The sequence below is a fragment of the Shewanella sp. Isolate7 genome, from assembly GCF_022398425.1.
Lineage (GTDB): Bacteria > Pseudomonadota > Gammaproteobacteria > Enterobacterales > Shewanellaceae > Shewanella.
On the sequence record NZ_JAKEVJ010000112.1, the window covers coordinates 1 to 10,772 of the forward strand.

Sequence of the window (10,772 nt, forward strand, 5' to 3'; positions counted from 1 at the left end):
GACGACCTAAAGCGGTCAATGTAAGACGGTCTGAATCAATGAGAGCCCGGCAGGCAACCATGAGGGTATTTAGACGCTTTTGGTGAATTTCTGGGCAATGTTGATAGAGGGATTGATGTAAGATAGTTAATGCTTGCACCTTGGAAGTCCGTGATTGTTTTTTGTTTGCGCTTAATCAGATCACATTCCAAGGTGTAAGTTCACTCTAATTTCATGATTTATCTCAAAGTTATCAGGGGATTCCTCAGCATCTTACCCCAAAATGCTCACTTAACTTTCGTTAAAGGCTTGGGTTAAAGACTTTTGCTAAAGGCTTACGTTAAAGGCTTGCGTCAAAGACTTACGCTAAAGGCTTGCCTTAACGATTTGCGCTAAAAGCCTATGCTAACGAGTGGTTACTCTTGCGCCAGTTGCGTGCAGCCATCTTGCCGTTCTCATTTGCTTTAAACCACCGGTTAACTAAATCCCTGCTCAGCGCCTGATCTGATTCGCTAAAGATCTCACGGCGATCACTGTGGATATTCACCGCAACAGGCTTCATCCCAATGCATCCGTCCCAGAACTAGAACTAGAACCAGAACTAGAACCAGGTAATTAGCCTGCCTATCAGCCCTAAAGGTTAAAATCAACTGCTCCTACCAGTTTGGCAGGGGAAATTTTGCTGTTTGATAAATTCCACACATAGCTGTTTTCCCTCAATTTTATCTTAAACACCTGTTTAAAAAACGTACTAAGCTACTGATTAACCCAGATGTTAATAGATTGTTGGCCAGATTTCACATTGCTTATCTAGTACGTCAGTGCAATCTAAGGTAGGAATAATAACAATAAGTAGGAGATACTATGTTCAACAAGATGCCTTCGTGGCTGCTCCCAAGTCTAGTGGCCAGTGCAGTGGCCCTCTCCATCACCGCCTGTTCCTCAGACGATGACGAAACACCCAACGTCGAGACACCACCTGTCACCACCACACCAACGGATCCCGGCCCAAGCTTTCCCGTCGGCGCCATCATCATAGAAGATGGTGAAAACCTCACCACCCGCATCCAGGAAGCCCTGATCAACGCCCAGAGCAACGACGTGATCGTGCTGCCCAAGGGCCACTTTAAGATAGCGTCGACCCTGCTGTTTGACGGCGATGTGGATGGCGATGGTGCCTATGCTAAGAACATCACCATCATGGGCCACGGCATGGAAGAGACTGTGCTGGATTTCTCCGAGTCGATCACCGGCGATGGTATCTTCGTGCAAAACGCCGTTAACATCACCATCCAGGATCTGTCGGTCAATGAGGCCAAGAACAACGGCATCAAGCTGAAGAACACCAACGGCATCATCTTAAGACGCCTGGCGACTGTATGGGAGGGCGCGCTGGATGAAGACAACGGCGCCTACGGTCTCTATCCGGTAGAGTGTGAAAACATCCTCATCGAAGACACCTATGTGCGGGGCAGCGCCGATGCCGGTATCTATGTGGGCCAGTCTGAGTACATAGTCGTGCGCCGTAATATCGCTAAGGAAAACGTCGCGGGTATCGAAATTGAAAACTCTAAATACGCTGACGTCTACGACAACGAAGCCATGGGCAACACGGGCGGTATCCTGGTGTTCGATCTGCCGATCAACAACCACAGATATGGCTCAAGCGTGCGTATCTTCAACAACAAGGTCTATAACAACAATACCCCTAACTTCGCCAACGCCTCGTCCAACCCTGCCGGGGTACATATTGTGCCGCCGGGCACAGGGGTGATCATCCTCTCCACCAACGATGTAGAGATCTTCAACAACGAGATCACCGGCCACGACACCTTGGGGGTGACCGTCTCCAGCTTCTTTATCGCCGAGCCAGACATGACCACCTTCGTGGGCAACTATGGCCAGCCGGGACAACCCATAGAAGATGGCTGGCGACCGACCCCGCGTAACATCTATCTGCATGACAACGTCATCAAAGACTATGGCAAGAAGCCCAACGGCTACCTGATCGAAGATATCATCAAGGCCTATCTGCTGAGCCATGGCGCCTTCCCTGGGATCCTCTACGATGGCCTGGGCGAAATGCTATCCAACAACGGCACCGCCACCTACCTGGGGCTTAAGGAACAGCCATTCGCCGAGGATGGTAGCGACAACATCTGTGCCCGTGACAACGGCGATGTCTCCTTCGGGCGTCTCTATGCCAACAACAACACTGACATCAGCATCGCCGACGTCCTCTATGAGAAGACCCAGGATAAGATCATGGACTGCGCCCAGGTGAGCCTGCCGGTACATACGGTCACCTTTGGCGATCAGATCTTCGGCTGCGGCGTGGATGATGATGTCGAGGGCTGTGACGGCGGTAACCTGGTCGGTGGTGGCGGCACCATAGGCGAAGGTGAAGGCGGTCTGGTGGGCGATGGCGATCTTAGCCTTTGCAGCACCACTACCCCTGGCGTGAATTGGGATGCGCTAATGGGCGCCAACTGTCCTAACCTCTCTGACTATCAGCTGTTTGCCGATACCAAAGATCCTAGCACTGGGGCCAACTCAGGCGGCATTCCTTATGATCTCAACACTCAGCTGTTTACCGACTATGCCAGCAAATACCGCTTCGTCTTCGTGCCTGAAGGCAAGGTAGCCAACTACTCGGCTAACGAGAGCATGGACTTCCCGGTCGGCACAGTGATCACTAAGACCTTTGCCCTGCCAAGTGACACCAGCAAGCGCGGTGTGGCCAACGAGACCCTGGTCGAGACCCGTCTGTTAATCAAACGTGCCACCGGCTGGTCGGCCCTGCCCTATGTATTTAATGCAGAGCAGACAGATGCCGTGCTGGCCAAGGCAGGCGCCATTCAGGCCAAGCAGGTGGTTCACAACGGTAAGACACTGGATTTTGACTATGTGGTGCCGAGTATGAACCAGTGTAAGCAGTGTCACCAGTTCAAGAGTGACGACGCCAGCGCCGCGGTATTCGTGCCCATCGGCCCTAAGGCGCGTCACCTGAATAAAGACTACGCCTACAGCGATGGCACCATGAACCAGCTGATGAAGTGGCAAGCCGCCGGCATCTTGCAGGGCGTACCAGACACAGCAACTATTGCCACTGTGCCCGCCTTCCACGATGGCGATGAGGCTAAGGTCGCGGCCATGACAGATGTAGAGCTGATGCAGACCGCCAAGGGCTATCTGGATATCAACTGCGCCCACTGTCACCGTCCGGAAGGCAACGCCTCTAACACAGGGTTAAAACTTGAGTTCTGGCGCGCCTATGACGAGGACAGCGGCTACTCTCACGGTACCTGTAAGTCGCCTATCGCCTATGGCGGTGGCTCGCTGAGCTACGATGTGGTGCCGGGTTCGAGCGAGACCTCTATCTTACACTTCCGTATGGACAGCACAGTACCTGGCGATCGCATGCCAGAGATAGGTCGCAGCCTGTCGCACACAGAAGGCACCGCCTTGATTGCCGAGTGGATCAAGCGATTACCGCTGGCCACCTGCTCTCAATAACCCCAACTCAAGGGCCGCCAATAGGCGGCCCTTCTTATCATGAGCCCAGACTATGTTAACCCGTCCAGTAAAAGGTATGCTCCCGCTTTTGAGTCAAACCCTCTTGCTGCTATGCCTTGCGGCCTGCGGCGGCAGCGATGACACCACCTCGAATCCATCAGACACAGGCCAAACCGATACCAGCCAACCCGGCACACCGCCAACGGGCGGCACTGATCCCGCACAGGGCTTGTGTGATAGCCTAGAGGGCGAGATCAACTGGCAGGCCCTGATGGCGGAAGACTGCCCGACTTTATCCCAATACCGGCTGTTTCAACAGCCAGATAAACCGACTCGCAGCCCTAATGCGCCCGGGTTTAATTATGAACTCTCGAGCCAACTGTTTACCAACTACGCCCACAAATACCGTTTCATCTTCCTACCCGAGGGAAGCCAAATCGACTATCACCCGAGCGATACCTTCGACCTGCCGATCGGCGCCGTACTGGTCAAAACCTTTGCCCTGCCAAGCGATACTCAGCTTACCGGGGAAGCCAATGAGACCTTGGTGGAAACAAGGCTACTTATACACCGCGAGAACGGCTGGACGGCGCTGCCCTATCTTTGGCAAGACGGCGAGGCGCACCTCAGCATCGCCGGAGCCAATCAGACCCACAGCCTGACGCGTCAGGGCGAGCAGCTGGATTTCACCTATCATGTTCCCAGCCGGGCAGAATGTAAACTATGCCACCAACGCGCCGGCGACAATGGCACCCAGATCTATCCCATAGGCCTCAAGCCCTATCTGCTTAATCATGATGTGTTGGTCAACAAGGAAAGGATTAACCAGCTCGAACATTGGCGCGCACAAGCAAGATTAACTGGGCTGCCAGATAGCGGCGCGCCCGACTCGGCGCCGGCGATCACAGAAAATAACGCCGATCTGACCGCCAGAGCTAAGGGCTACCTAGATATCAACTGCGCCCACTGTCACAGCGCCGAAGGATTTGCCAGCATCTCAGGGCTACGCCTGGGCTTCTATGTGGACCACACCAGCTTTCAATATGGGATATGTAAGCAGCCTCCCGGCTGGGATGGCGGTGAGAAAGGGCTCTCCTATGACATCATTCCCGGCGATGGCGAGCACTCCATCTTACCCTATTGCCAAATGCTGGATGCCCCTAAAGATCGCATGCCCCCCATCGGCCGCAGCCTGAGTCATGTAGAGGCCTTGAGTGTTCTGCAAACCTGGATAGATGGCCTACCGCCAAGCCTGGGCAACTGCCAACATTCAGGCTAGATCTTGCGAATAAACTGGCCTGGCGGCAGGCCAAGCCAGTGCTTGAAACTCTGACGGAAATGGCTCACGTCGCCAAACCCCATGATCTCTGCGATATCGGCGATGCGCTTGTCACCCTGGACGATGAGACCGATTGCCGTCTGGCAGCGCACCTGATCCACCAGCTTTTGATAGCTGGTACCCGCGTTGGCAAGGTGACGCCTGAGGGTGCGATCACTCATGTTGAGCCTCTGCGCCATAGACTCAAGCTTGTGAGTCTGTGGAAAATCTTGATTTAAGATGGCCAGCACTTTTTCGATCAAGGAGGTGTCATGCAAGGCCTGCTCGTCCAGTTGTAGCTGGGAGAAGTCGTACACCAGGGGCAAGGCGAGCGCCTCATGGGAGATGGCCCACTCGAAAAACTCGTGATTAAAGCTCACCTCGGCCTGGCAAAACTCCGCCAGAAATTCACTGTCGTGAGCCGGAGTGGCCAGTTGCACCCGCTCGAGCTTAACATCCTGCCCCGTTAGTTGGCGCGCCAAGGCCAACATGGAACAGACACTGTTTTGAAACTGCAGACTAAAATGACGAGAAGAGATCTTCGCCGTATTGAGCCAGCGAAAATAGAGGCATCGCTCCCCCTGACTCACTAGGGTATCCGAGACACTCCCCACCAGCTCGGGGTGAGCGATAACAAACTCCAGGCATTCACCGAGGGTTTTACACCTGGCCAGATAGGGCCAGATAAGCGCGAGATCTTCGACCCTGTAGGTCTCCCCCAATCGCCCACCAATCTGAGGATCTTGATCTAAGTCGGCCAGAAAAGCCATGGCATAGTCGACTTGCCAGACAAACACAAAATTGAGCTTAGCCAGCTCATTTAAACCCAGGCCTATCTCGGTGCAGAGGCTTTCAGCCTGGGATTGACCGTAGCGGCGAGCCACAAAATAGACCAAACTCCTCAATTCATAGGCGGGATAAGATTGATCGCCAACCTTAAGCGTCGCCTGATAGCGGGTATTACTCGTCATCTCATCTCACAAAAACTATGGGGAATAGTATTTTGTATAAGATTTCGTGGATGAGTAAAAGCCTGAAGGGATTAAAAAGTTACAAATATGTAAAAACCCGCCAAAGACGGGTTTTTATTCGATAGAAGAGTGGCCTCTTTAGCTAAGCGGTTGGTTCTTCTGGGCGAGGCGATTAAACACGGCATCGACGGCCAGCGAAGCGCTGTGGGCAAGCTTGTCGGCGATCTTCTTCTTAAGCTGATAGCGAACCTTAATCACCGTCTTCTCTTCGGCAAGCTTCATCACCACATCGTCACTGGTCGACAGACCATCGACAAGCCCCAAATCCAGCGCCTGTTGGCCATACCAATGTTCACCTGTCGCCACCTTGGCGATATCCAGCGTTGGGCGATACTTGCTGATGAAGGCCTTAAACAGCACGTGAGTCTCTTCCAGCTCTTCCTGAAACTTCTGCCGCCCTTCATCGGTATTTTCACCAAACAGGGTCAGGGTGCGCTTGAAATCACCTGCGGTATGCTGCTCATAATCGATATCATGCTTTTTCAGCAGACGGTTGAAGTTGGGTATCTGTGCGACCACGCCAATAGAGCCGACGATGGCAAAAGGCGCGGCATAGATGGTATTGGCCACACAGGCCATCATATAACCACCGCTCGCAGCTACCTTGTCGACACAGATGGTCAGTGGGATCTCGGCGCTGCGCAGTCTGTCGAGTTGGCTCGCCGCCAAACCATAACCGTGCACCATGCCGCCGCCACTCTCGACATTCACCACCACCTCGTCACCTTTTTCAGCGATGGCTAAGATGGCACTGATCTCTTCACGCAGCGACGCCACTTCATTGGCATCTAAGCTGCCCTTAAAATCGATAACAAACACCCGAGGCGTGGGCGCGGCTTCACCATCGGCCTTCTCTGCTTTTTCCTTGGCTTTTGCCTCTGCCTTAAGGCTTTTCTCGTAGGCCTTAAACTGCTTCTTGCTCAGCAGCTCTTCCTTCAAGTCATGCTTGAGTGCCTTAAGATCTTCAGACACGTTGGTGAGCTTAAGCTCCCCCTTATCGGCCTTCTGCTTTACCGCAGACGCCAATATCAACACGACGACGGCAACGATGGCCACCACTATGGTGACGGCTTTTGCCAGAAAGAGTCCATACTCATACAAAAATTCCAAAATTCAGCTCCGTGATCAGGCCTTAAAAATCTGGCCGCTATTCTAGCAGCCCTGAGTGCAATAACAAATCCAGCCATAAAAAAACCCAGCCTAGCTGGGTTTTTTCTATCGAGTGATACTTATTAGTTTGCTGGTACGGCGCAAGGCTGAATCACAGAGTCATCCTGCACTAGCACACTTGCCTGACCTTTACCGGCGGTAAGAGCAAACGCGGCAACCTGCTGCTGCATCTCAACCGTGGCCGCTGCGGCGCTGCCATCGGTCACGCCAGGCACCTCACTTGGGCTCACGATAGAGCTATGATGCCCCTTGCTGAAACGTACCGCACCAGAACCTACTGTCGTGGTGTCGATACACTCCAGGCCAAGGCCTGCGATCAATGGCTCGGTACCTGATACAGGGAACTTTTCTACACGATTAGGTAACACCTGATCCGGCAAGTTACTACCATCACCTACTACCTCAATCAGATGTATCGGCATTTCATTAGCCTTTAACTGAGCCGCGTGGTTAATTGGATCGGCACTGTCGACCGCAGTCTGCACCGCGAAGGCGAAAGTTGGCAGGAATTCGGCATAGACAGCCTGCACTAGGGCCGCATACTCGGGCGTACCCGGCTCGTAACCAGCAACGTTAGCCTTATCCACCAGCGCCTGGAAGGTATCGCTTGCCGTCACATTGTTAAACAGCAGTGGACCGAAGGTCTCGGAGCCGATGAAGGTACCGGCAAACCCACCGGTTGGTGCCACCAGAGAAACCGCATTGAGCTTATGCACATAGCTAAGATCAGCGCCATTAACAGGATGGTTCAGACCAGAGTTGGCATAGGTAGCAAAATCGGTACCCACGATAGCACCCAGGCTCAGACCCTGTGCGCTGATCTTAGTAATATCGAACATCTGCGGCATCTGCGCTGCGGCTAAACCACCGGCAAGGCCAGTCAAGGCGGCGCGAAGGCCGAGATGATCCACTGTCGCCTGTCTGAAGTTATCACGTACTGCCAGGGTGCTTTCCAGGTTCACAAACACCAGCGGATTACCGTTCTTAAATGCATCTGTATTGCCGATAACGGCACCAAATGCTGGATCGCTCGCCGATACCTCGTAGATGCCATCGCCATTTGCATCGAACGATCGCGCGCCATGCAGTGGCATATCGATCGCGATAGTAGCAACGCCCATGGCAGCATAGCTACCGGCGTAGGCCAATGACATCTCTTTACCACCGCCTAGACCATGCATGGCGATGGTGGTTGGCCAGCCTGCCGTAGGCGGCGTAAAAGGTAAGCCTTGTGAGGCGTAGAACTGCGCCAGACGCTCGGCGTTTGGCATAGAGATGAGTACAGGCACCTTCTCGCTACCGGTTGGGGCCGGGATAGGATTGAACTTAGTCAGGTGCTTGGCCTTATCGGCCGGCGTACCATCATCGAGTAACCAGGTCTTGCCTGCCAACAGGGCTGGATTGGCTAGGCCGGCCGCGGGGTCGATTTTATGAGCCAAGGCCTGGGCGCCGTAATTTTGCTGACTCAGGGTGCCAGATTGCAGTGCCAGCAGCACGGCGACCGGACTGTCGCCCAGCGCATGCCAGCTACCATTGATGCCGTTACACATCACAGAGTTACAGGCACCATATGTCGGCAGTGTCAGCTCTGCGACATACACATCGGCAAGGCTGGAAACCACATAGGCAACACCGTCTTCAGGCTTTAATCTAGCGGCCTGAGCAACAGTGATCCCCAGCGGATGAGGCTGTGGTACTGAGATAGATGGGGCAAAAGGTGAGCCTTCTTGCAGCATCAGTAGCTTAGTCGTCTCATAGACATCGCTTACCGACTGAGTGGTAAACAGACCTGAGTAGCTGACAGTCGAAGCATCTACGCCATGTGAGGCGGCCATTCCTTTCTCGTAGCTGTTTACCAAGGCTTGCAACATTAGCTGCTCTGGCGTTTGTAACGGCTTGGTCTCAATATCCAACTTCAGCGTGCCGTAGGTGGTTGACGGCGCAATAGGACGTCCAGCCGAGTCTTGAATCAGATCGGTCGTGGCATACACATAAGATTGACCCGCCTTAAGCGGCTTTAGCGGCACGATAGCGATGGTGTTGCCAGAGGCACTGGCGACAAAGTCGACGCCAAATTGTAGCTCATCGCCTAACTTACAGGCTGAAACCGAAGGCGCAGACTGACACTCGGGATCCGATGAGAGTGGACCACCGACAGTGGCTTCAAACATGCGCACCGCACCTGGCTGCGCCACAGAAGCGGCAGCCAGTGTCAGCATGGTGCCGTCATGGTCGGCCGCAGGTTCGACGTTAATCGAAATGGGAGAGGTAGTAGACCAACCATCCAGGGCGCCTAACGCCATCTGAGGGTCTGTGTAGTCGCTTGTGCCGTCGGCCTCCTCGCCCGGCATGGTCAGGGTACCGTCTGTGGTGCCGCTAAAGAGCAGATCGTTGGGTAATGGTACCTTGCTGTTTTCAGGATCGAATACCATGTGTGACAGAGGGATTAGCGGCTCGGTCTTCTCTGCGAGTTGATCGACGCTATCTTCGCTACAACCAGCCATTCCCAATGCGGATGCAATTGCGACACCCAAAAAGAGTCTTTTCATCTTTTTTCCCCAAATCTTGTTGTAATAATTTTGTTTTCCCCAAAAATTGGTCACAATAGTCTTCCTTGCGTGACCAATAGGACTTTTACCGTCCTTATTGCCACTCAAGTTAACGCAAAATTATTGAGTTAGCTACAATTTTGTCACACACAAACAGCAGATTGACGGTCATTAATCAATCATTTGTTTAAAACATGCGTATCAGGCTCGAATAAATCATAGAAATGGCGGGGATTTCCGCTTACAGGAAAAATTGACTCATGTTGGAATATCAGGCAGCAAAAGATTTACTTAAAGATAAAACGATACTGGTCACTGGCGCCGGAGATGGTATTGGCCGCGCCGCTGCTCTGGCCTACGCCGAACATGGTGCCACCGTTATCTTGCTGGGCAAGACAGTCAAGAAGCTGGAAGCCGTCTATGACGAGATAGAACAGGCGGGCTACCCGACTCCTGCAATCGTGCCATTGGATCTTAAGGGTGCCACAGAGCAGAACTACCAGGACATGGCCGAAACCATAGAACAGCAGTTTGGTCACCTCGACGGCCTGCTGCATAACGCCAGCCTGCTGGGTGTACTTGGCCCCTTCGAACATATCTCGATGGATTCGGTCAAGGAAGTGCTACAGGTCAATGTAGTCGCCGAGATCATGATGACCAAGGCGCTGCTGCCTGTTATGAAGAAAGCCCCTTCTGCGTCTATCCTGTTCACCTCAAGCAGTGTCGGTCGTCAAGGACGCGCCTTCTGGGGTGAATATGCCATCTCTAAATTCGCCACCGAAGGCATGATGCAGTCTCTGGCGCACGAATATGAAAGCAGCAACCTGAGAGTCAACAGCATCAATCCTGGCGCCACCCGCACCAAGATGCGCGCCAATGCTTACCCAGCCGAAAACCCACAGAATCTCAAGACCCCTGAAGCGATAATGACCACCTATCTCTACCTCATGGGTGACGATGCTAAAGGCGTCACGGGCCAACAGTTTAACGCGCAGTAATCAGGCATGCGCCCACTCTGGGCGCATTTTATACCAATCGTAATAAATAATTGATCATTCTAGCTTGTTAAAACGCTCGATAACTGTATTAGTATTTTTAATTGTAGAATAACTACTTATCTAAGGAAGGTGCGAATAAGTCCCGTGCTTGCTCTGCGTGTGCTTAAAGTGGATAGATGCTAGGCACAGTTTGCAGCGAATGGCCCTAGTC

At 53.0% G+C, this 10,772-nt stretch carries 6 protein-coding genes and 1 pseudogene; 3 read left to right on the forward strand and 4 right to left on the reverse strand.

Annotated features, from left to right (window positions below; genetic code table 11):
- A pseudogene (locus L1D47_RS19325) lies at positions 1-139 on the reverse strand (IS4 family transposase); the annotation flags it as partial.
- A gap of 704 nt (positions 140-843) precedes the next feature.
- Here L1D47_RS19325 and L1D47_RS19330 point away from each other — a divergent pair.
- Entirely contained in the window at positions 844-3,495 is a 2,652-nt protein-coding gene (locus L1D47_RS19330; RefSeq protein ID WP_239886445.1) for a parallel beta-helix domain-containing protein, read from the forward strand.
- A gap of 76 nt (positions 3,496-3,571) precedes the next feature.
- The gene (locus L1D47_RS19335; protein WP_239886449.1) at positions 3,572-4,774 is read left to right on the forward strand and encodes an SO2930 family diheme c-type cytochrome; all 1,203 of its coding nucleotides are present in this window, start codon (positions 3,572-3,574) and stop codon (positions 4,772-4,774) included.
- Here the strand turns inward: L1D47_RS19335 and L1D47_RS19340 are convergent.
- The 3 genes from L1D47_RS19340 to L1D47_RS19350 all read right to left on the reverse strand — a co-directional run bounded on the left by L1D47_RS19340 (position 4,771) and on the right by L1D47_RS19350 (position 9,563).
- Positions 4,771-5,784 (reverse strand): AraC family transcriptional regulator, encoded by a 1,014-nt coding sequence (locus tag L1D47_RS19340; protein ID WP_239886446.1) that lies wholly within the window; start codon positions 5,782-5,784, stop codon positions 4,771-4,773. The genes L1D47_RS19335 and L1D47_RS19340 overlap by 4 nt on opposite strands.
- 138 nt (positions 5,785-5,922) lie before the next feature.
- Positions 5,923-6,954: a protease SohB gene (gene sohB / locus L1D47_RS19345; RefSeq protein ID WP_041509469.1), complete on the reverse strand. Its 1,032-nt coding sequence runs from the start codon at positions 6,952-6,954 to the stop codon at positions 5,923-5,925.
- 122 nt (positions 6,955-7,076) lie between these two features.
- Positions 7,077-9,563: a VolA/Pla-1 family phospholipase gene (locus tag L1D47_RS19350; protein ID WP_239886447.1), complete on the reverse strand. Its 2,487-nt coding sequence runs from the start codon at positions 9,561-9,563 to the stop codon at positions 7,077-7,079.
- Between the two features lie 260 nt (positions 9,564-9,823).
- On the opposite strand from L1D47_RS19350, the gene L1D47_RS19355 reads away from it, so the two are divergent.
- Positions 9,824-10,561 carry a YciK family oxidoreductase gene (locus L1D47_RS19355; RefSeq protein WP_239886448.1) on the forward strand — a complete coding sequence of 246 codons (738 nt, stop codon included), beginning with the start codon at positions 9,824-9,826 and terminating at the stop codon, positions 10,559-10,561.
- Positions 10,562-10,772 lie beyond the last annotated feature (211 nt).

What these genes read in the sequence shown, in the direction of transcription:
- L1D47_RS19330 (WP_239886445.1), top strand. Translation starts at nt 844, where the DNA reads ATGTTCAACAAGATGCCTTCGTGGCTGCTCCCAAGTCTAGTGGCCAGT.
- L1D47_RS19335 (WP_239886449.1), top strand. Translation starts at nt 3,572, where the DNA reads ATGCTCCCGCTTTTGAGTCAAACCCTCTTGCTGCTATGCCTTGCGGCC.
- L1D47_RS19340 (WP_239886446.1), bottom strand. Translation starts at nt 5,784, where the DNA reads ATGACGAGTAATACCCGCTATCAGGCGACGCTTAAGGTTGGCGATCAA.
- L1D47_RS19350 (WP_239886447.1), bottom strand. Translation starts at nt 9,563, where the DNA reads ATGAAAAGACTCTTTTTGGGTGTCGCAATTGCATCCGCATTGGGAATG.
- L1D47_RS19355 (WP_239886448.1), top strand. Translation starts at nt 9,824, where the DNA reads ATGTTGGAATATCAGGCAGCAAAAGATTTACTTAAAGATAAAACGATA.